19 protein-coding genes are annotated in these 21649 nt (G+C 61.7%); 8 read left to right on the top strand and 11 right to left on the bottom strand.

The features are described from left to right. Positions 1-132: 132 nt before the first annotated feature. Genes HX801_RS10245 through HX801_RS10230 form a run of 4 tightly spaced genes read right to left on the bottom strand, consistent with a single transcriptional unit; the run spans position 133 to position 3591 of the window. The gene (locus HX801_RS10245) at positions 133-1398 is read right to left on the bottom strand and encodes an FAD-binding oxidoreductase (protein ID WP_177022012.1); all 1266 of its coding nucleotides are present in this window, start codon (positions 1396-1398) and stop codon (positions 133-135) included. Further along, the gene (locus tag HX801_RS10240) at positions 1395-2147 is read right to left on the bottom strand and encodes an amino acid ABC transporter ATP-binding protein (RefSeq protein ID WP_087694235.1); all 753 of its coding nucleotides are present in this window, start codon (positions 2145-2147) and stop codon (positions 1395-1397) included. The genes HX801_RS10245 and HX801_RS10240 overlap by 4 nt, the downstream gene beginning before the upstream one ends. Beyond that, positions 2144-2812 (bottom strand): ectoine/hydroxyectoine ABC transporter permease subunit EhuD, encoded by a 669-nt coding sequence (gene ehuD / locus HX801_RS10235; protein WP_008435412.1) that lies wholly within the window; start codon positions 2810-2812, stop codon positions 2144-2146. The genes HX801_RS10240 and ehuD overlap by 4 nt, the downstream gene beginning before the upstream one ends. Next, entirely contained in the window at positions 2809-3591 is a 783-nt protein-coding gene (locus HX801_RS10230) for an ABC transporter substrate-binding protein (RefSeq protein WP_134326359.1), read from the bottom strand. The genes ehuD and HX801_RS10230 overlap by 4 nt, the downstream gene beginning before the upstream one ends. A 215-nt stretch (positions 3592-3806) precedes the next feature. Between HX801_RS10230 and HX801_RS10225 the strand changes: the two genes are divergently transcribed. After that, the gene (locus HX801_RS10225; RefSeq protein WP_008435411.1) at positions 3807-4586 is read left to right on the top strand and encodes an IclR family transcriptional regulator; all 780 of its coding nucleotides are present in this window, start codon (positions 3807-3809) and stop codon (positions 4584-4586) included. Positions 4587-4799: 213 nt separating this feature from the next. Here the strand turns inward: HX801_RS10225 and HX801_RS10220 are convergent, their stop codons facing one another. Both HX801_RS10220 and HX801_RS10215 read right to left on the bottom strand, forming a co-directional pair. Further along, the gene (locus tag HX801_RS10220) at positions 4800-6044 is read right to left on the bottom strand and encodes a saccharopine dehydrogenase family protein (RefSeq protein ID WP_003211412.1); all 1245 of its coding nucleotides are present in this window, start codon (positions 6042-6044) and stop codon (positions 4800-4802) included. A 29-nt stretch (positions 6045-6073) separates the two neighbouring features. Continuing rightward, on the bottom strand, positions 6074-7171 hold the full coding sequence (locus HX801_RS10215) for a carboxynorspermidine decarboxylase (RefSeq protein WP_003211413.1): 1098 nt from the start codon (positions 7169-7171) through the stop codon (positions 6074-6076). Between the two features lie 184 nt (positions 7172-7355). Here HX801_RS10215 and HX801_RS10210 point away from each other — a divergent pair, with 184 nt between their 5' ends. Beyond that, complete coding sequence (locus HX801_RS10210) at positions 7356-8018, top strand: DUF2268 domain-containing putative Zn-dependent protease (RefSeq protein WP_008435410.1); 663 nt, start codon at positions 7356-7358, stop codon at positions 8016-8018. A gap of 220 nt (positions 8019-8238) precedes the next feature. Here the strand turns inward: HX801_RS10210 and HX801_RS10205 are convergent, their stop codons facing one another. From HX801_RS10205 to HX801_RS10190, 4 genes are all read right to left on the bottom strand, one after another. Beyond that, complete coding sequence (locus HX801_RS10205) at positions 8239-8712, bottom strand: GNAT family N-acetyltransferase (RefSeq protein ID WP_003210233.1); 474 nt, start codon at positions 8710-8712, stop codon at positions 8239-8241. After that, positions 8705-9097 carry a GFA family protein gene (locus tag HX801_RS10200; RefSeq protein ID WP_177022011.1) on the bottom strand — a complete coding sequence of 131 codons (393 nt, stop codon included), beginning with the start codon at positions 9095-9097 and terminating at the stop codon, positions 8705-8707. The genes HX801_RS10205 and HX801_RS10200 overlap by 8 nt, the downstream gene beginning before the upstream one ends. Before the next feature lie 75 nt (positions 9098-9172). Further along, complete coding sequence (locus HX801_RS10195) at positions 9173-10261, bottom strand: polyamine ABC transporter substrate-binding protein (RefSeq protein ID WP_003210229.1); 1089 nt, start codon at positions 10259-10261, stop codon at positions 9173-9175. 29 nt (positions 10262-10290) lie between these two features. Next, a complete protein-coding gene (locus HX801_RS10190) occupies positions 10291-11592 on the bottom strand; it encodes an FAD-binding oxidoreductase (protein WP_003210227.1) in 1302 nt (433 codons plus the stop codon). A 117-nt stretch (positions 11593-11709) separates the two neighbouring features. On the opposite strand from HX801_RS10190, the gene HX801_RS10185 reads away from it, so the two are divergent. The 6 genes from HX801_RS10185 to HX801_RS10160 all read left to right on the top strand — a co-directional run bounded on the left by HX801_RS10185 (position 11710) and on the right by HX801_RS10160 (position 20363). Continuing rightward, positions 11710-12600, top strand: a complete 891-nt coding sequence (locus tag HX801_RS10185; protein ID WP_003210225.1) for a LysR substrate-binding domain-containing protein — start codon at positions 11710-11712, stop codon at positions 12598-12600. A gap of 21 nt (positions 12601-12621) precedes the next feature. After that, positions 12622-13467 (top strand): LysR family transcriptional regulator, encoded by an 846-nt coding sequence (locus HX801_RS10180; RefSeq protein WP_003210222.1) that lies wholly within the window; start codon positions 12622-12624, stop codon positions 13465-13467. Between the two features lie 388 nt (positions 13468-13855). Beyond that, the gene (metE, locus tag HX801_RS10175) at positions 13856-16144 is read left to right on the top strand and encodes a 5-methyltetrahydropteroyltriglutamate--homocysteine S-methyltransferase (protein ID WP_177022010.1); all 2289 of its coding nucleotides are present in this window, start codon (positions 13856-13858) and stop codon (positions 16142-16144) included. Positions 16145-16391: 247 nt separating this feature from the next. Then, a complete protein-coding gene (locus tag HX801_RS10170; protein ID WP_003210217.1) occupies positions 16392-16889 on the top strand; it encodes a sigma-70 family RNA polymerase sigma factor in 498 nt (165 codons plus the stop codon). Then, a complete protein-coding gene (locus HX801_RS10165) occupies positions 16886-17833 on the top strand; it encodes a FecR domain-containing protein (RefSeq protein WP_003210215.1) in 948 nt (315 codons plus the stop codon). Before HX801_RS10170 ends, HX801_RS10165 begins: the two co-directional genes overlap by 4 nt. Before the next feature lie 88 nt (positions 17834-17921). Then, a complete protein-coding gene (locus HX801_RS10160; RefSeq protein WP_177022009.1) occupies positions 17922-20363 on the top strand; it encodes a TonB-dependent receptor in 2442 nt (813 codons plus the stop codon). A gap of 187 nt (positions 20364-20550) precedes the next feature. Here HX801_RS10160 and HX801_RS10155 read toward each other — a convergent pair whose 3' ends face one another. Then, positions 20551-21609 carry a HoxN/HupN/NixA family nickel/cobalt transporter gene (locus HX801_RS10155; RefSeq protein WP_087692446.1) on the bottom strand — a complete coding sequence of 353 codons (1059 nt, stop codon included), beginning with the start codon at positions 21607-21609 and terminating at the stop codon, positions 20551-20553. Positions 21610-21649: the final 40 nt, after the last annotated feature.

Raw genomic sequence — 21649 nt, 5'->3', positions numbered from 1 at the left:
CAGCCCGAGTCCGACCGACAACCTGAAACGGTTGTCGGAAAAATCCGAGCACGTCTCCCTCAGTCAGAGACGGTCCATGTTGCCCAGATGAGGGCGCCGGTCTCCTGACGAAACGCGGCGCCTTCGAATTGTTTACAGGGAGAGGCGATCCAGCAGGCTATACCACGCCACGCCCGCGCCGATGTAGAAGCGTTGCAAGCCATGCAGTGGCAACCGCTGCAAAGGCGTTACCGGGTAAGCGAAGTCGGAGCGGCTGTCACACAAGCGCCCGGCCAATTGCTGGCCGAGGCTGGTGCACAAGGCAATCCCGCGTCCGTTACAGCCCAATGCCAGGGTCAGGCCGGGTGCGGGCTCGTGGACGTGGGGCATAAAGTCCCGGGTGATCGCGATCCGGCCCGCCCAGCGGTACTCGAAGTCCAGCTTGCCCAGCTGGGGAAACAACAGTGCCAGCGAGCGCTCCAGGTGCGCAAAATCTGCGGGCCCGGTGGGATCTTCGAACAACCCGCGCCCGCCCATCAGCAGGCGACCGTGGGCGTCCTTGCGAAAGTACAGCAGCAGCCGTTGGGCGGTTGAGACGGTTTCCTGCCCCGGCAAAATGCTCTCGGCCGCAGGCCCGCTCAAGGGCCGGGTGGCGACGATAAAACTGTTGGCCGCCAGCACACTCTGGGCCATGCCGGGCCACAAGTCGCCGCTGTAGCCGTTGGTGGCCAGTACCACCTGGCCGGCCGACACCTGCGCGCCGCTCGCGGTCTGCAACTTCCAGCCCGCGCCCGCCTGTTGCATCGCGGTCACTGCGCTCTGCCCATGAATGCGCACGCCCGCCGCCTGGGCTGCACGCACCAGGCCCCGAGCATAGGCCAAGGGTTGGATGGCACCCGCGCGACCGTCCAGCCAGCCACCGGCAAACGCCTGGCTGCCCATGCGGGCGGACACCGCGCCGGCATCCAGGCGCTGCACCGGCACCCCGCGACGTGCCCACTGTTCGGCCCGGGCGTGCAGGCCCGCCACGCCTTTTTCGGAATAGGAAACCTGCATCCAGCCCTTGCGTGTGGGCGCACAGTCGATGCCATGGCGCTCGATCAGGTTGAACACCAGGTCGGCAGAGTTGGACACGGTGTTGATCAGTGGCTCGGCGCGCTCGGCACCGTACATCTGCACCAGTTGATCCGGGTCGTATTTGAGTGTCGGGTTGACCTGCCCGCCATTGCGCCCGGACGCGCCCCAGCCGGGCTCGTTGGCCTCCAGCACGCACACGCTGACGCCGCGTTCCGCGAGGTGCAGCGCCGTGGACAAGCCGGTATACCCGGCGCCGACGATGGCCACGTCCACCTTCAATGACTCAGCCAACGCGGGTGTTTGCGGTGCAGCGGGCGCCGTCGCGGCCCAGAGTGACTTCATGGCAGGCTCCGGGTGTTGGCCGTCGGGTGCAGCACGCGGCGCAGGAAGTCCTGGGTGCGCGGTTGTTGCGGGTTGCCCAGCACCTGCTCGGCCGGCCCGCTCTCCACGATGTAGCCGCCGTGCAGGAAGCACACGCGGTCGGCCACTTCCCGGGCAAAGCCCATTTCGTGGGTCACCACGATCATGGTCATGCCTTCGTCGGCGAGGGTGCGCATCACCTCCAGCACATCGCCCACCAGTTCCGGGTCGAGGGCCGAAGTGGGTTCGTCGAACAGCATGGCGTCGGGTTTCATCGCCAGTGCGCGGGCGATGGCAACCCGCTGTTGCTGGCCGCCGGAGAGTTGTTCCGGGTAGGCATCGGCCTTGGCCGACAGGCCGACTTTATCCAGCAGCGCCAAGGCTTCTTCCCGGGCCTGTTGCAGCGGTTCGCCCTTGACGTACACCGGGCCTTCCATCACGTTTTCCAGCACGGTGCGATGGGGGAACAGGTTGAAGCGCTGGAACACCATGCCCATGCGGCTGCGCAGGGCGTGTACGGTCTTGCTGCCACGTTGCACGGTTTCGCCGAACACGTTGATGGTGCCGCCGTCGTAGGCTTCCAGGGCGTTGATGCAGCGCAGCAAGGTGGATTTGCCCGAGCCGGACGGGCCGATCAGGCACACCACTTCGCCCTTGGCCACGTCCAGGTCGACGCCGTGCAGCACGCGATGGGTGCCGTAGTGCTTTTGCAGTTGGCGAATCTCGATCATGCTTTTTTCCTCCGGCCCAGGTGCTGTTCCATGCGGCGCAGGCCATACACCAGCGGCAGGCTCATCAGCAGGTAGAGCAGGGCGACCAGGGTGTAGACGGTCATGTTCTGGAAGGTGGACGAGGCGATCAGTTGGCCCTGGCGCGTCATCTCGGCCACGGTGATGGTCGACACCAGCGATGAGTCCTTGAGCATCATCACCAGGGTGTTGCCGTAGGGCGGCAAGGCGATGCGAAACGCCTGGGGCAGGATTACCCGGCGCATCATCAGCACCGAGCGCATGCCCAGGGCTTCGGCGGCTTCACGCTGGCCCTGTTCGACGGCGATGATGCCGGTACGGAAGTTCTCCGCCTGGTACGCCGAGTAGGCGATGCCCATGCCGATCACACCCGCCTGGAATGCACTGAGGTGCACGCCCATGTCCGGCAACACGAAGTAGATGTAGAACAGCTGCACGATGATCGGCAGGCCGCGAATCACATTGATCACGGTGCTCGCCGCCCACGACAGCGCCTTGATCGGCGACAGCTTGAGCAGCGCCAGCACCAGGCCGATCGCGCTGCTGAGCAGGAACGACAGCACGGTGATCTGGATCGTCACCCAGGCGCCTTGCAGCAGGATCGGCAGGAAGTCCTGGGCGTTTTGCAGGAATTCAGCCGGGTTCATGGCTGCACCCGGGCATCAAGCCCCCACTTCTTCAGGATCGCGTCCAGGGTGCCATCGGCCTTGATGCTGGCGATGGCCTGGTTCAGGCGTTCGAGGGTTTCACTGTCGCCTTTGCGCACCACCAGGCACACCTCGCCGACGTTGACCGGCTTGTAGTCGGCGGCGAGCTTCACGCCCTTGAACAGCTTCTGGCGGATCTGGTACGCCACCACCGGCTGGTCACCCACGGCGGCCTTGATGCGGCCCAGGCTCAGGTCGCGGACCATTTCGCCGATGGAGTCGTAGGTGCGGATTTCCTTGAAGATCCCCAGCTTGTTGAGCATGTCGTAGAAGATCGTGCCGGCTTGTACGCCCACTACCTGGTCCTTCAAGGAGCTGAGGTCGGTATAGGTCGCGTTGTCGTCGGCACTCACGATCAGGCCTTCACCGTAGGCGTACACCGGCGCGCTGAAGTCCACCACCTGGGCACGCTCCGGGGTCTTGAGCATGCCGGCGGCGATGAAGTCGAGCTTGCCCGAGGTGAGGGACGGGATCAGCGCGGCAAAGTTGGTCTGCTCGATCTCGCTGGTGAAGCCACCGGCCTTGCCTACGGCATTGGCGACGTCGACCATCACGCCCTGGATGCTGTTGCTCTTGATGTCGAGGAAGGTGAACGGCGAACCGCTGGCCGTTGCACCGACTTTGTACGAGGCTGCACCGGCGGCGTGCACGGTGGCCACGCAAAAGGTGGCGCAAAGACCGAAGGCGAGGCGGCGAAACAAGGGCGAAAGACTGTTCATCGGGTTACTCCAGAAGGAAAACGGATCGTCAGTACCGCGAGCGGTTACCGAGCAAACCGCAAGCTCTGTGCCATTTCGATTAAACAAAATCGTTTTACGCTATGGAAATTGAACAAAATGAACCATTCGTATCGGTATGCGATTTTTAGTGGTCGAATTTCGCGATTTCGTGTAGAAATATCGCCACGCTTGATCGACCTGACCGCGAGTTCGCCATGTCCGAAGAACGCAACAGCTTGCACAACCAATCCCTGGAAAAAGGCCTGTCGGTGCTCAAGGCATTCAGCGCCCAGCGCCGCAGCATGAGCCTTGCAGAGGTGGCCGAGGCCGCCGGCATGACCAAAAGCTCGGCCCAGCGCATGGTGTTTACCCTCGAGAGCCTGGGTTACCTTCGGAAACACTCGCGCACCCGTCATTACCAACTCACACCACGGGTGCTGGAGTTGGGCTTCAGTTATCTGGATGCGCATTCGCTGATTGAAGTGGCCAACCCGTTCCTCTCGGAATTGACCCGCCTGACGGGAGAAACCTCGTGCCTGACCGAGCCTGCGGGTTACGACATGACGTATATCGCGCGGTTTGTCAGCTCGGGCTTCGTGCCGGTACACATGCCGATTGGCTCGCGGGTGCCGATGTATTGCACGGCGTCGGGGCGCGCGTATCTGAGTGCGTTGCCGCAGGATGAGGCGCTGGCATTGATCGAGCACAGCCAGCGGGTGGCGCACACCAGCCAGACGTTGACTGAGGTCGACAGGATCATGGAGTCGTTGCAGCAGGTGCGCGAGCAGGGCTATGCGGTGAATGGCCAGGAACTGTTCCTGGGGGACATGACCATCGGCGCGCCGGTGCTGGGGGCGAACGGTCGGCCGGTGGCGGCGGTGCATGTGGTGGCGCCGACCAGTCGCTGGAGCCGGGCGGATGCAGAGAAGCAGTTGGCGCCGGCGTTGTTGCAGTGCTCAAGGGCGTTGAGCAATTCGGCGCGTAACCTGGAGTAACCCGCTCTCAAGAACACAGCAAATCCAAAATGTGGGAGCGGGCTTGCTCGCGAATGCGGTGTATCAGTCGCCAGATGCAGTGACTGGCACACCGCATTCGCGAGCAAGCCCGCTCCCACATTTTGATCTTCATTGTTCTTTGATATTTATGTGAGCCCCAACAAAAAATGCGCCCCTGAGGGCGCATTTTTTTGTTCGGTCAACTATCGCCTATCAGGCAATCGCATCCCAGGCACGGTCACCGTTCTCGTCTTTGATCCGAGTCGGCAAGCCCATCACGTCCAGCGCCTTCAGGAACGGCTCAGCCGGCAGTTCCTCGACGTTGGCCATGTGCTTCACGTCCCACTCGCCACGGGCAACCAGCAGCGCTGCGGCTACCGGCGGTACGCCGGCGGTGTAGGAAATGCCCTGGCTGTCGGTCTCGGCGAAGGCTTCTTCGTGGCAGGCCACGTTGTAGATGAACAGCTCGCGTGGCTGGCCATCCTTGGTGCCCTTGACCAGGTCGCCGATGCAGGTTTTGCCGGTGTAGCCAGGCGCCAGCGACGACGGGTCGGGCAGCACGGCCTTGACCAGTTTCAGCGGCACGACTTCCAGGCCTTCGGCGGTGGTGACCGGTTTTTCGGAGAGCAGGCCGAGGTTTTTCAGCACGGTGAACACGTTGATGTAGTGTTCGCCGAAGCTCATCCAGAAACGCACATTGGGCACGTCGAGGTTTTTCGACAGCGAGTGCACTTCATCGTGGCCGGTCAGGTACAGGTTCTGCGAACCGACCACAGGCAGGTCGTCGGTGCGTTTGACTTCGAACATGGTGTTGCTGGTCCACTGGCTGTTCTGCCAGCTCCACACCTGTCCGGTGAATTCGCGGAAGTTGATTTCCGGGTCGAAATTGGTGGCGAAATATTTGCCATGAGAGCCGGCATTGACGTCGAGAATGTCGATCGAATCAATGCGGTCGAAATGCTTTTGTTGCGCCAGCGCTGCATAAGCGTTGACCACACCCGGGTCGAAGCCCACGCCAAGGATGGCCGTGATGTTCTTCTGTTTGCACTCTTCCAGGTGGTTCCATTCGTAGTTGCCGTACCACGGCGGGGTCTCGCAGACCTTGCCCGGCTCTTCGTGGATGGCGGTGTCGAGGTACGCCACGCCGGTGTCGATGCAGGCACGCAGTACCGACATGTTGAGGAACGCGGAACCGACGTTGATGACGATCTGCGATTCAGTCTCGCGGATCAGTGCCTTGGTCGCTTCCACGTCCAAAGCGTTCAGCGCGAAGGCCTGGATGTCGGCGGGTACCTTGAGGCTACCCTTGGCCTTGACGCTGTCGATGATGGCCTGGCATTTGGAGATGTTGCGCGACGCGATAGCAATACGACCGAGTTCGTCGTTGTGCTGCGCGCACTTGTGGGCCACCACCTTGGCGACACCTCCTGCACCAATGATAAGAACGTTCTTTTTCAATTGCTTTATCTCTCCTTTATCTGTCCGCTTTACGAAAGGCTGGACAGGTAGTCGTCGTAACCAAATTCACGAACCACTTCGACTGTACCGTCGAGTTGTTTCACTACGATGGACGGCATTTTCAGGCCGTTGAACCAGTTTTTCTTGACCATGGTGTAGCCTGCCGTGTCGATGAACGACAGTCGATCGCCGATGGCCAGCGGCTGATCAAATTGGTACTCACCGAAGATATCCCCGGCCAGGCACGACTTGCCGCACACCATGTAGGTGTGTTCGCCATTGCTCGGCGCCAGCTTGGCGTTGAGGCGATAGATCAGCAGGTCCAGCAGGTGGGCTTCGATGGAGCTGTCTACCACGGCGAGGTTCTTGCCGTTGTAGAGGGTGTCGAGCACGGTCACTTCCAGGGAGGCGCTGTTGGTGATCGCCGCTTCGCCGGGTTCCAGGTACACCTGCACGTCGTACTTCTGCGAGAACGCCTTGAGGCGCTGGCAGAAGGCGTCGATGGCATAGCCTTCACCGGTGAAGTGGATGCCGCCGCCGAGGCTGACCCAGTTGACCTTGTGCAGCAGCGCGCCGAAGCGTTCTTCGATGGTGTTGAGCATCTGGTCGAACAGGTTGAAATCACCGTTCTCGCAGTTGTTGTGGAACATGAAACCGGAGATTTGCTCGATCACACCTTCGATCTTCACCGGGTCCCACTCGCCCAGGCGGCTGAACGGGCGCGCCGGGTCGGCCAGCAGGTAGTCGGAGCTGCTCACTTGCGGGTTGACGCGCAGGCCGCGGGTCTTGCCTTCGCTGCGCTCGGCGAAGCGCTGCAGCTGGCTGATGGAGTTGAAGATGATCTTGTCGCAGTTGTCGAGCATCTCTTCGATTTCATCGTCGGCCCAGGCCACGCTGTAGGCGTGGGCTTCACCTTCGAACTTCTGGCGACCCAGCTTGAGCTCGTACAGCGACGACGAGGTGGTGCCGTCCATGTATTCCTGCATCAGGTCGAACACCGACCAGGTGGCGAAGCATTTGAGGGCCAGCAGAGCCTTGGCGCCGGACTGTTCGCGCACGTAGGCGATCTTCTGCATGTTGACCAGAAGCTTCTGTTTGTCGATGAGGTAGTACGGCGTTTTGATCATTTTCAGAGCCTGCGGCGGTGCCTGCCAAAAAAGGACACGCATTGTGCCCGCACTTGGGACAGATCGAAAGGTTAGTCAGCGGAATTTGCTGGCCCGGTTATAAGCTGGCCTGTGAATATGACAGCCCGTAGGTATGATGAGCCGCTTTGATAACGGACCACGGCTTGGGCGACGAGAGGTGAGAATGGACGCATGGACGCTGCATTGGCTGGAAGCTTCGGGGAGCCTGGCGCAGTTTCGCCCGGAGTTGATCCGAGAGTTTGAGGTTGCCTACGAGGCAATCGCGCAACTGCTGCCGCCGCCGCGGCTGGACATTCTGATCCAGCGGTTGCCGGGGGAGACCCTTCCGGAACTCGGCCTGGTGGGCCGTGCTTATCGCAGCACGATGTTCAGCATGACCCTTGATCCCGATAACCCGAATTTCCTCACCAGCCTGCAAAGCGGTGCATTGCGTCGACACGTGGTGCATGAGGTGCACCATTGCCTGCGCATGGCGGGCCCCGGTTATGGCTGGACGCTGGGGGAGGCGATGGTCAGTGAGGGCCTGGCCGGGCAGTTTGTGCGGCAGGTGCTGGGCAGTGAGCCGGAGTTGTGGGAGCGGGCGCTTGCCCCCCAGGAACTGCTGAGTGCCCCGGTAGACCGCCAGCTTCTAGACGCCACGTATTACGATCACAGTGAATGGTTCTTTGGTACCGGCGCGCGGCCAAGATGGCTGGGATACACGCTGGGCTACCAGATGGTGGAGGCCTGGCTGGCAAAACAGGGCGAGGTGGACGCCGCCACATGGGTCAATGTACCCGCCCAAGACATACTCGCCAATGCCGCCAAAGCGGGGTTGGTGGCCTGACTTTGAAACACAAGCCCACCAAACAACCCCTATCCCCTGTGGGAGCTGTCGAGCCTCAGCGAGGCTGCGAAGGCGGCGGCACAGCCGATAAAATAAGCTGCCTGACACACCGCTATCGCAGCCTCGCTAAAGCTCGACAGCTCCCACATGACAAAAACGCACCCACACTGACATCAAACCGTCATCTCCCCCCGAACGTATTCAGGCCGGTTGTCGTTGATCACCTGCATGAAGCCTCCTGATCAATTAATGATTTAGCGTGAGTTGCATGTTCGTCCTGTACCGGCTCAAACCCGCAGCGCAGATAAAAGCTTGCGCCCTCGTGGGTGTCGGTAGACAGGCGCACGACATGGAAGGATTGCGCAGCGCGTGCCAAAAGCTGGCCTACCAACGCTTTGCCCACCTGGCGTCCCCTTGATGCCTGTGCGACGTACACCCGGCGCAGCCTGCCAACCTCCGGACCTGCGTAAGGGTCATGGGACAAACCGCCAACGGCGATCAACTGCCCGTTGCTGAATACACCCAAAAGACATTCGCCTGGCTGGTCAAAACGGTTGGCGCCGCTGGACCACTCTGCAACGAGTCGCGTGAGAAACCTGAATCCTTCGGCGACGGCTTCTGCTTCCAATACCAGGATCTCTTCGGGCAACGCCGAGAGGGTGCGTATCGACAAACCGTCCTCTGATTCAGCCACTGCGATTCTCCAGATCCAGCCAAGCGGCCTTGGAGTCAACGCAGGAGTGCTCCTGCTTGCCAGGCAAGAGCGGCGTATCGAGTGTAGCGATTGCTATCGAGACCCAGTCTGGGTAAACACCATTGATATCGGACCAGAACATCGACGAGCCGCAGCGTGAGCAAAACTCACGAAACACACCCTCGGAAGATTCATAAGCCTTGAGCGTTTGCAGCGAAGACTCGATGTGCACCGACGATTTCGGAGAACTCGCGTATGTCGCGAAGGCGGAGCCATGACTCTTTTGGCATTTTTTGCAGTGGCAATGCGTCACAGCTTTCAGCGGTGTCGATACTCGGTAGCTGACCGCGCCGCACAGGCAGCTACCCTGGTGAAGTCCTTCCATGTTGATTCAATCCCAAGCTCAATGGAGTGACTATACCGCTCTCCCATGAGCCTTGAGCAAGTCCGGTTTTCGGTATCACGTATTGGTCTTCAACTTGGTCCACAACCGAGTGGCCAGCCGCGCAATCGCTGGCGGCAGGTCCTCCACGATAAACAGCTTGTCCATCACGCTTTTCGGCGGGTAGATCGCCAGGTCTTGCTTCACCTCAGGGGTCACCAGCTCATCCGCCGCGCTGTTGGGGTTGGCGTAGTGGATGCTGTTGCTAATGTTGGCAATCACCTTGGGCTCCAGCAGGTAATTCATATAGGCATAGCCGTTTTTCTCGTGCGGTGCACCCTTGGGCATCACCACCATGTCCAGCCACAATGTCGAGCCTTCGTCCGGGATCGAGTAGGCGATGCTGATACCGTTTTTCGCTTCCCTGGCGCTGGCGGCAGCCTGTACCACGTCGCCGTTAAAGCCGATCACTGCGCAGATATTGCCGTTCGCCAGGTCGCTGATGTACTTGGAGGCATGGAAGTACTGGATGTAGGGGCGGATTTTCAACAGCGCCTGCTCGGCCTTTTTGTAGTCGGCCGGTTCGTGGCTGTGGTGCGGCAGGCCCAGGTAGTTGAGGGTGATCGGCAGGATCTGCGTGGGGTTGTCGATAATCGCCACGCCGCAGGCGCTGAGTTTCTTGATGTTGTTTTCATCAAAGAACAGGCTCCAGGAATGGGTGACGTCGGTGGTGCCGAAGATCGCCTTGATCTTCTCGACGTTGTAGCCAATCCCCGCCGTGCCCCACATATACGGGAAGCCGTACTGGTTGCCCGGGTCGTTGGTCTCCAGCTTTTTCATCAGCAACGGGTCGAGGTTTTTCCAGTTGGGCAGTTGGCTTCGGTCGAGCTTCTGGATCGCCCCGGCCTTGATCAGCCGCGAGAGGAAGTGGTTGGACGGGCTCACCACGTCATAACCGGTATTGCCGGTCATCAGCTTGGATTCCAGCACTTCATTGCTGTCGTGAATGTCGTAGGTCGCCTTGATTCCGGTCGCTTTGGTAAAACTGGTCAAGGTGTCATCGGCGATGTAGCCGTTCCAGTTGGAAATGTTCACTTCTTCGGCGGCGTACACAGCCGCCGGGAGCGCGCTGAGGATGACCGCCAGGGACAGACTGTTGATGTGCATGTGAATCACCTTTATCGAGGTTTCTTGTTCTAGATTTCTGTCCGTGCTCGAACCGTTTCCACGCCCATACGCAGCATGGCACCGATGTCGAACAACGGCCGGGGTGGCAGCCAGCCGGGCTGTGCCCTGTGCATCACAGAGTGCAGGAGCGAGGAAGTCTGGCCCGACGCCCACTCGGCCAGCAGTCGACCCCACAGCGTGCCGCGGGCCACGCCTGAACCGTTGCAGCCCGCGACGGCATACAGGTTGCTTTCGACCCGCGCGAAATACGGTTGACCGCTGCGGGAGGCGCTCAAGTGGCCGGTCCAGGTGTAGTGGATGTCTTGTTCGGTCAGCCACGGGAAGCGTCGCTGCATGCCCTTTACATGGTGTTGGCGCCGGTGCAACAGGTCGCCGTTGGACAAGTCCCGGGTGCGGTACTCCGCTGTGTTGCGGATCATCACCCGATGGTCCGGTGTCAGGCGCACCGTGGCACCCAGTGGCCGCGTGGACAGCACGCCCCACGGTTCCACTGCGCCGATCCGGCGGTATTCCTCATCGCTGAGAGGGCGGGTGAGGCTGGCGCTGAGTTCCATCGGGAACGTCGCACTGGCCTCAAGGCCCACCCGTGGAATAAAGGCGTTGAGGCACACCAGCACCTGGCCGGCTTCAATGCAGGCGTCCAGGCCGTTGGCGCGAATGCCGCCATTGGCCATGCGCTCAAGGCCGGTGATGTCGGTGTTCTCATAAAGCGTCACGTTGTCCGGCAGCGCTTCGAGCAAACCCTTCACATACTTCGCCGGTTGCAGCAAGGCGTTGCCGTGGCCGCACCAGATGGCGGCCTGGTAATGCTCGGTGCCGAGTGTCTGCGCGAGTGCGGCACCTTGCAGGAACTGCGCTGAAGCACCCGCGGCACGCAAGGTCGCCAACTTGGCATCCACATGCGCAAGCTTGTCGCGATCGTGCACGGCGAAGTAGTAGCCGCTGTCCCGAAAGTCGCAGTCGATGGCATGGCGGGCGATGCGCTCGCGCACTTCATCGCTGGCTGCGCGGGAGATCGCGGTGTCCACCTCAAAGTCAGCGAAGCCTGCGTTGCCCATCAGTTCACTTGCAGCGGGATGCTCATGGGCCACCACAAAACCGGAATTACGCGCTGAGGCACCTTGGGCGGCGCGCTGGCGGTCGACGATCACGATGCGCGCCTCGGGGTGCATCTCGGCCAGGTTGTGCGCCGCACACAAACCGGTGATGCCGGCGCCGATCACCAGCCAGTCGGCTTTTTGTAGGCCGGTGAGTCGGTCCCGGGCGGGGAGGCTTTCAGTCTGGGCAATCCAGCCACATGTGTTTTCCATGAAGATCCTCGGCTGTATGCGTTGCTGGCATAAATAAGTTCGGGCTGCAGCTGGAATCTATAGGGCCTGCGGTGATACAACCAACGTTATAAAATCATCCAGCCATTCGGAAAACGCATGGATAACATCCGTCACGTGCCTTCGCTGCAGGGCCTTCAGGCGTTGGTTGAAGTCAGCGACTGCGCGAGCTTCACCGTGGCTGCGCAGAAGCTGTGCCTGACCCAAAGCGCGGTGAGCCGCAAAATCCAGCAACTGGAAAGCCATTTCGGCGTGCCGATGTTCACCCGGACCAGCCGCAGCCTGCGCCTGACCTCCGAAGGTGAGCAGGTGCTGGCCAGTGCCCGGAGCATCCTGGCGCAACTGAAGGGGCTGGAGGATCGGCTCTCGCCTCGTAAACGTCCGTTTCGCATCCGCCTGCATGTGTCGCTGGCGGTGCGCTGGCTGCTGCCCAAGCTCAGCGATTTCTATCGCAACCATCCCGATATTTCCCTGGCAATCGAGACCGTCGCCACCGAGGTGGTCGAGCCGGCGAGTGACAGCGATGCCTACATCCTTTACCTGCCCAAGCCCGACAACGATCCTGCGCGGCTGACCTTGTTCCACGAATCATTGGTGCCGGTCTGCGCGCCGGGTTTGGGGCCACTGGCTTCCGTGGAACAGCTCGAACACTTTGCGCTGCTGCATCGTTCAGCCGACAAGCAGGACTGGATGACCTGGCTGGCGGCCAATGGCGCGCGGTCGCTGGACGACTACCGGCATATCCCGTTCAACCTTGACGAATTGGCGCTGGATGCCGCCGCGCGCGGGCTTGGGGTGGCGATGACGGATCTGACGCTGGCGGCCGAGTCGATCGAACGGGGTGTGTTGGTGGTGCCGTTTGGTCAGCCGCTGGTGACCGGCGGAGTGTATGCATTGTGCTTGCAGTCATCGGCGGCGTCACACCCAGGCTGCGTGCTCATCATGCAGTGGTTTGGTCAGCAGGCGCGGCATGCTAACGTCACGTCTTGACTCTCTATCGCCAGCCCATCCATGAAAATGCCCGATATCGACGCCATCCAGGCGTTCGTCCTGGTCGCCGAACTCAAGAGCTTTACCCGCGCTGCCGATGCCATCGGCGGCACCCAGGCGGCTATCAGCCTGAAGATAAAACGCCTCGAAGAAAGCCTTGGCCGCAAGCTGCTGGAGCGCACGCCGCGACGGGTCACGCTGTCGGCCCATGGCCAGATGTTTTTGGCCAGCGCCCGCCGCTTGCTGGACAACTACCAGGATGCGATGAATTGTTTTGGCCCGCAGAAACGCACCTTGCGCGTGGGCGTCAGCCACCACATTGTCGGCGCCGATCTCAGCCTGTGGCTGCGACGTTTGGCGACCACCGACCCGGACGTGATCGTGGCGTTCAGCCTCGGCACCTCGCGGGATATGTTGATGAACTACGAGCAGGGCAAGCTGGATGTGGCGATGATCCTGCGGCACGACAACCGTCGCCAGGACGGCGAAGTGGTGGGCATCGAACGCTTTGGCTGGATGGCTTCCCACGACTTCGAATTGCGCCAGGGCGGGGCGTTGCCCCTGGCGATCCAGCCGGAACCCTGCGGCATGCGCAGCATGGTGATGGCGGCGCTGGCCGAGCAGAACCGTGCCTGGGAAGAGGCGTTCGTGGGCAGCGGGATCCTGGCGATCGGCGCTGCAGTGGTGGCGGGAATTGGCATCGGCGCGATGGTTGGGCGAATGGCGCCCAGTGGCTGCGTTGACGTGGAGCAGCGTTTCGACCTGCCGCCGCTGCCCAGTCGTGAAGTGGTGCTGTATACGGCGCAGCGGGACTCTCAGGCGCAAGCGTTGATCCGCACCTTGAGCGCCGATATTCCCGCCGATTGAACTAGAAAATCAGACGCCCGGCCCAGGCCATCAGCAGCGCCAGGCTGCCGATGCCGAGGAGTGTGAGCCCAAGGGCTACGAAGTGAACGAGGAGGGTGGTCAGTGGCTGCTGCTGTTCCATGTGGGGGCTTCCTTGGGGCTTGGGAAGCAAAAGTATGCTGAGCGGCCGGGCACCGAAACAGACGCCGCCAGCTATTTCAGTGATAAGCAAAACGAAGGCCCACCCACTCCCGTGCGCATGGAGCGTGAGCGCCGCGCGATCACTTAAGCCTGGGCGGTGCATTTCATCATGAGTGGAACTTGTGATCATCTCAAATAAAATGAGTTTGTCTCACTATCACTCGATCCCGACAATGGCTCCCATACAAACACATTGGAGCTTTACGTCATGGCTGTTGCCCATTCCCTTGGATTCCCGCGCATTGGTCGCGATCGTGAACTGAAAAAAGCGCAGGAAGCGTTTTGGAAGGGCGAGCTCGACGAAGCCGGCCTGCGCGCCGTAGGTCGTGAACTGCGCAAGACGCACTGGGACCTGCAAAAGAAGGCCGGCATCGAACTGTTGCCCGCCGGCGACTTCGCCTGGTACGACCAGGTACTGACTCACTCGCTGATGTTCGGTGTGATCCCCGAGCGTTTCCGCCCGGCCGACGGCAAAGCCACCCTGCACACCCTGTTCGGCATGGCCCGTGGCGTCAGTGACAACTGCTGCGGCGGTGCCCACGCCCAGGAAATGACCAAGTGGTTCGACACCAACTATCACTACCTGGTCCCTGAATTCAGCGCCGACCAGCAATTCCAGCTGGGTTGGGAGCAACTGTTCGAAGAGGTCAAGGAAGCCCGCGACCTCGGCCACACCGTCAAGCCGGTCGTCATCGGCCCGCTGACTTATCTGTGGCTGGGCAAGGCCAAGGGTGGTGATTTCGACAAACTCGACCTGCTGGACCGCCTCCTGCCGCTGTACGGCCAGATCTTCCAGCGCCTGGCGGACCTGGGCGTGGAATGGGTGCAGATCGACGAGCCGATCCTGGTGCTGGACCTGCCGCAGGATTGGAAAAACGCCTTCGAGCGTGCCTACAACCTGATCCAGCGCGACCCGCTGAAGAAGCTGGTGGCCACCTATTTTGGCGGCCTGGAAGAGAACCTCGGCCTGGCAGCCAACCTGCCGGTGGACGGCCTGCACATCGACCTGGTGCGTGCACCGGATCAGTACCCGACCATCCTCGATCGCCTGCCGGCTTATAAGGTGCTGTCCCTGGGCGTGGTCAACGGCCGTAACGTATGGCGCTGCGACCTGGAAAAAGCCCTGGCCACCTTGCAGCATGCTCATGAGCGCCTGGGTGATCGCCTGTGGGTGGCGCCATCCTGCTCGTTGCTGCACAGCCCGGTAGACCTGTGCCGTGAAGACAAGCTGGATGCCGAGCTGAAAAGCTGGCTGGCGTTTGCCGTGCAGAAGTGCGAAGAGGTGGCGGTGCTGGCCCAGGCCGTGAACCAGCCTGAAGCGCCGAACGTGATCGCCGCCCTGGCCGAAAGCCGTGCCGTGCAGGCGGCCCGTGCCGCTTCGCCGCGTATCCACAAGCCGGCGGTGCAAGCCCGTGTGGCGGCGATCACCGCCAAGGACAGCCAGCGTGACTCGCTGTTTGCCCAACGTATCGAGAAACAGCGTGCCGGCCTTAACCTGCCGCTGTTCCCGACCACCACCATCGGTTCGTTCCCGCAAACTGCTTCGATCCGCCTGGCTCGCCAGTCCTACAAGGCCGGCAAGTTGAGCGAAGCCGAATACGTCGAAGCCATGCACAGCGAGATCCGCCACGCTGTCGAAGTGCAGGAAAACCTTGGCCTGGACGTGCTGGTGCATGGTGAAGCCGAGCGTAACGACATGGTCGAATACTTCGCCGAACAGTTGGACGGTTATGTATTTACCCGCTTCGGCTGGGTGCAGAGCTACGGTTCCCGTTGTGTGAAACCGGCGGTGATTTTCGGTGACCTGAGTCGTCCGAAAGCCATGACCGTGGAGTGGATCCGCTACGCCCAGGGCCTCACCAACAAGGTGATGAAGGGCATGCTGACCGGCCCGGTGACCATGCTGATGTGGTCGTTCCCCCGTGAAGACGTGAGCCGCGAAGAACAGGCGCGGCAACTCGCCCTGGCGATTCGTGACGAAGTGGTGGACCTGGAAGCCGCCGGGATCAAGATCGTGCAGATCGACGAAGCCGCGTTCCGCGAAGGCTTGCCGTTGCGCCAGGCGCAGTGGAAGGAATACCTGGATTGGGCCACTGAAGTGTTCCGCCTGTGCGCCTCCGGCGTGCGTGACGAAACCCAGATTCACACCCACATGTGCTACAGCGAGTTCAACGATGTGATCGAGTCCATCGCGGCGATGGATGCCGACGTGATCACCATCGAAACCTCGCGCTCGGACATGGAACTGCTGGAGGCATTCGAAGCCTTCGCCTATCCGAACGACATTGGCCCAGGTGTGTATGACATCCACTCGCCACGGGTGCCGGATGCCTCGGAAATGGCCAACCTGCTGCGCAAGGCAGCCAAACGCATCCCGGCCGAACGCCTGTGGGTCAACCCGGATTGCGGCCTGAAAACCCGTGGCTGGCCGGAGACTGAAGCGGCGCTGATTCACATGGTGACAGCGGCGCGTCAACTGCGGGCCGAACTGGCCTGATCCAACACCCGGAATCACACGCCGGGTGAAGCTCAAAAATGTGGGAGCGGGCTTGCTCGCGAATACGGAGTATCAGCCGCTGGAGATGTCGACTGACCCACCGCATTCGCGAGCAAGCCCGCTCCCACATTGGGTCACCGGCGTTATCAAAATCATGAAATTGCCAGCATTACCCCGCGCAGACTAGAATGCGATCAATTCTTAATTACGCTTGGGTCTCACCGCCCGGCACGCCCCGGTGATCGGCATGTCGTCTCCCCTCAATCTGCATATCCAGGACCTGTACTGCGAACACCATGGATGGTTGCACCGTTGGCTGGACCGCAAGCTGGGCAACGCCAGCGATGCCGCAGACCTGGCCCATGACACGTTCATGCGCCTGCTCACCCGGCAAACCAGCACCCACCTGGGCGCCGAACCACGGGCGTTGCTCACGCATATCGCCAAGGGCCTGATGATCGACAGCTGGCGCCGCCAGGAAGTGGAACGCGCCTACCTGGAAACCATCGCCCACCTGCCCGAACAGCATGTACCTTCGCCGGAAACCCGCTGGCTGATCCTCGAAGCGCTGTACCGCATTGAGGCGATGCTGCGGGATCTGCCGGAAAAAACCCGCCAGGCCTTCCTGATGTCGCAGATCGACGGCCTGAGCTATCAGCAGATTGCCGATGCCCTGGGTGTGTCGCTGATTTCGGTCAAACGCTACATGCGCGATGCCTTCCTGGCCTGCCTGAGCGTGGCATGAGCCAGTCGATTGATCCGCTGATCCTCGGTGAAGCCGCCGACTGGATGGTGCAGTTGCAGTCCGGCAGCGCCACCGATGAGGACCGCCGCGCCATCGCCCAGTGGCAGGGCCGCAGCGCCCAGCATGCCCAGGCCTGGCAACGGGCGCAGGCGATTCTGGGGGACTTCAACAGCGTGCCGGCGGCGATTGCCGGCGATACCTTGAAGCGCATCGGGCGCAAAAAATCCCTCGGCCGACGCCAGGCGCTCGGGTTGTTGCTGGCGGCCGGCCCGGCGGCCTGGCTGGCGTATCGGCAGGTGCCGTGGCAGCAGTGGACCGCCGACCAGCACACGGCCATCGGCGAACAAAGGAACCTCACCTTGCCCGACGGCACACGCATGCTGATCAACACCGGCAGCTCGCTGAATATCGCGTTCTCCGAGCAGGTGCGGCGTATCGAGCTGCTCAAGGGCGAAGTGCTGATCACCACCGCCAAGGATTCGGCCCATCGCCCGTTCATCGTCCAGACCCGCCACGGTACCGCCAGGGCCTTGGGCACGCGGTTCAGCGTGCGGGTGGGTGAGCAGGCAAGCCGAGTGGCCGTGACCGAAGGCGCAGTGGAGTTGCTGGCGGTGCATGCCGGCCAGGGGGTGATCGTCAAGGCGGGCGAGCAGGGCGCCTTCAGTGTTGACCGGGTAGCCGCCGTCGAGCCGCTGGACGTCAGCACCCTGACCTGGGAGAACGGCATGCTGCTGGCCCAGCATATGCGCCTGGCGGACCTGCTGGATGAGCTGGGGCGTTATCGCGCCGGCGTATTGCGCTGCCATGCCTCGGTTGCCGACCTCACGGTGTCGGGTGCGTTTCCCCTGCGCGACACCGATGCCAGCCTGCACCTGTTGCAGGAAACCTTGCCGGTCAAGGTCAGCAGCCTGACGGGGTATTGGGTGACGGTCGAGCCGCGCTGATCTTTTTCAACTTTCGCTGATACCTTTTTCGTTGTCGCCCGGTGTAGGGGAGAACCCTCAACATTGCTCCGCGCCGACAGGAATGCCCATGACCGCCAGACCGCTCCCGTACTGCCCCCGTCCGTTGAAGGCTCTGAGCCTGGCGGTCGCCCTTGCCGCCGTCGCACCGTTGCAGAACGCCCAGGCAGAAGACGCTGCGCCAAGCAGTGCGGCGCGCAGCTATAACATCGCGGCGGGGCCGCTGGGGAATGTGCTGGCGCAGTTTGCGGCGTTGTCCGGGGTGCCGTTGTCGTTCGATTCGACGTTGCTCAACGATCAACAAAGCCCGGGGCTGCAAGGCAGCTACAGCGCACAATCGGGTTTTGCCCAGTTGCTGCAAGGCAGCGGCTACACCCTGCAAGGCACCGGCACCAACGGTTATACCGTGGTGCCCCAGGCCAGCGGCGGTGCGTTGGAGTTGGGCGCCACCACCATCAGCGGTGAAGCGAGCGGGGCGCAGGCAGACACGTATGCCGGTGGCCAGGTGGCACGTTCTGCACGCCTGGGCGTGTTGGGCAATCGGTCCATCAACGACGTGCCATTCAGCGTGGTCAGCTACACCTCGAAAACCATCGCCGACCAACAAGCGCGAACCGTCGGCGACGTATTGCTCAACGACGCGTCGGTGCGCCAGTCGTCTGGGTTTGGCAACTTCTCCCAGGTGTTCACCATTCGCGGGCTGCCGCTGAGCACCGATGACATCGCATTCAACGGCCTGTACGGCGTGCTGCCCCGGCAGATCATCACTACCGAAGCCCTGGAACGGGTGGAGTTGTTCAAGGGCCCGAATGCCTTCGTCAACGGCGTGTCGCCCTCGGGCAGCGGGATCGGCGGCAGCGTCAACCTGGTGCCCAAGCGCGCTGAAGACACGCCCACCCGCAGCGTCACCCTCGATTACGCCAGCGACAGCCAGGCCGGCGGCCACATCGACCTCGGCCAACGCTTTGGCGAAGACAACCGCTTTGGCGCCCGGGTCAACCTGGCGCGGCACGGCGGCGAAACCGCTGTGGATGACGAAAACAAAAGCTCGCAGTTGATCGCCGTTGCCCTGGATTATCGCGGCGAGCGCTTGCGGGTCTCCACCGACTTTGGCTACCAGAAAGAACGCATCAATAACGGCCGCTCGGTGGTCTACCTGACCGGCACCAAAGTGCCCAGCCCGCCGTCGGCCAAGGACAACTACGCCCAGGACTGGAGCTGGTCGCAGCTGGAAGACACCTACGGCATGGTCAACGCCGAATATGACTTGAACGATAACTGGACGGCCTACGCGGCAGGTGGCGCCAAGCACACTCGGGAGAACGGCCAGTATTCGTCGCTGTATGTCGCCAACGATGGCAGCGCCAAGGTGGGCTTCCTCTATTCACCCCATGACGAAGACAACAAAAGCGCCATGGCCGGCTTGAACGGGCACTTTGCGACGGGGCCGGTGACCCATCAGATGAACTTCGGGCTGTCGGGGATCTGGGGCGAGCAGCGCTCGTCCTACGAGGCGATCCTGCAAGCCAACCGCCAGCCCGGCAACCTGTACGACCCGACGCAAACGCCGCGACCTACCAACACCTATTTCGGCAGTGATATTCACGACCCGCGGGTTGTCGGCAAGAACCGCATCAAGAGTGCGGCGGTGTCCGACACCCTGGGCTTTTTGGATGATCGGGTGCTGTTGACCCTGGGCGTGCGGCGCCAGACCATCGAGGTGGACAGTTGGAACACGGCCACGGGGGCACGGGGTACACCGTACTCCGAGTCCATCACCACACCGGTCTATGGCCTGGTGATCAAGCCATGGGAGCACGTATCGTTCTACGCCAACCGTATCGAAGGCCTGGCCCAGGGCCCGACGGCGCCACTCACGAACGTGACCAACCCCGGCGAAGTCTTCCCGCCCAAGCGCAGCAAGCAGACGGAAGCCGGGGTGAAGCTGGACTGGGAAAACTATGGCGCCACGCTGGGTGTGTACCGCATCGAACAGCCGAACAACGCGACCACCCGGTTCCCGGGCCAGAAGTTCGACACCTTCACTGTCGACGGTGAACAGATCAACAAAGGCGTGGAACTCAACGTGTTCGGCGAGCCCATCGACGGCCTGCGCCTGCTGGCCGGTGCCACCTGGATGGACACCGAACAGAAGAGCACTTCCAACGGCGCCACCGACGGCAACCGCGCCGCGGGTGTGCCGCGCTTCCAGTACAACATCGGTGCGGATTGGGATGTGCCGGGCATCCAGGGTGCGGCGGTCAGCGCACGGATGCTGCGCACCGGTGGCGAGTACGTCAACGCCGCCAACAGCCTGAGTATCCCGGCCTGGACCCGCGTCGACCTGGGGGCGCGTTATGGCTTCAAGGCGGATGACAAATACATCACCCTGCGCGCCAACGTCGAAAACGTAGCGAACAAGGCGTACTGGTCGTCGGCGTCGACGGCCAATAACTACCTGACCCAGGGTGAGCCGCGGACAGTGAAATTGTCGGCGACGGTGGATTTCTGAGCCTGGAAAACCCTATCGGGTGAATGGACAACCCGTGGCGAGGGAGCTTGCTCCCGCTGGGCTGCGAAGCAGCCCCAAAAAAAGGACACGGTGTTCTTTCAGGTGGCTCTCGATTGCCTTATTGGGGCCGCTTCGCGACCCAGCGGGAGCAAGCTCCCTCGCCACAACAAGGCTGAATGTCCCTCGGTCAACCCGCATTCACTTCAATCCGGTCAAAGCCCTTGAGGCGATACAGCATCACCGAGATCGCCCAACTGGCCACGAAGATCCCGATGATCATGTAGCCCAGCATCCCGAAACTGTCGTTCAGCGAGCCGATAAAGCTCCAGAACGATCCCTTCAGGTCCAACTGGTCACCCATCAACCCCAACGCCTCGATACTGCCGATCACCACCGCAACCACCACCGATACCAGGGTGATGGTCATGTTGTAGTAGATCTTGCGGATCGGCTTCATGTACGCCCAGCCGTATGCCCCCAGCATCAGGTGGCCGTCCAGCGTGTCCACCAGGGACATGCCGGCGCTGAACAGCAGCGGGAACACCATGATCGCCCACGGCGACAGCCCTTGAGACGCCTGGGTCGCAGAAATCCCCAACAGGCCAATCTCGGTGGCCGTATCAAAGCCCAGGCCGAACAGGAAACCCAACGGGTACATATGCCAGCTGCGGCTGATCAGGCGAAACACCGGGCGGAAAATCCGCGCCATGAAACCCCGGTCCGCCAGCAGCAGGTCGAAGTCGTCCTCCACATACGCACCGCCCTGGCGCACATGGCGCCAGGCCTTGTAGATCGCGTGCAGGATCACCAGGTTCATCAAGGCGATGACCAACAGGAACGAGGCCGAAACCGACGTGCCGATCACCCCGCCGATGGCCTTGAACCCTTCAAACCGCGCCTGCATCACCGAGGCCGCAAACGCGACGCCAATGGATGCCAGGACCACCACCGAAGAATGTCCCAGGGAGAAAAAGAAGCCCACCGCCACCGGACGTTTCTTTTCCTGCATCAGCTTGCGGGTCACGTTGTCGATGGCGGCGATATGGTCGGCATCCACCGCATGTCGCAGCCCGAAACCGTAGGCCAGGAGCGCGGTGCCGAGCAGCACCGGGTGCTCATGGAACGCCACCAGCGCCCAGATCCAGGCGACCACGTTAATGCCGATCAACAACCCGTAGATGCCAAACAGCTTGGCGCGAACCTGGGTGCTGGAGTCACTGAAAATCTGGGCAAGGCGTAGGATCATCAACACTACCTGTGTGCGTTGGAAACATTCAGACACGTTC

The organism is Pseudomonas sp. G1002, from assembly GCF_013385455.1.
In the GTDB taxonomy this organism is placed as follows: Bacteria; Pseudomonadota; Gammaproteobacteria; order Pseudomonadales; family Pseudomonadaceae; genus Aquipseudomonas.
Note: the sequence above shows the minus strand (reverse complement) of the source record. Positions and strands in the feature narration are given on the sequence as shown.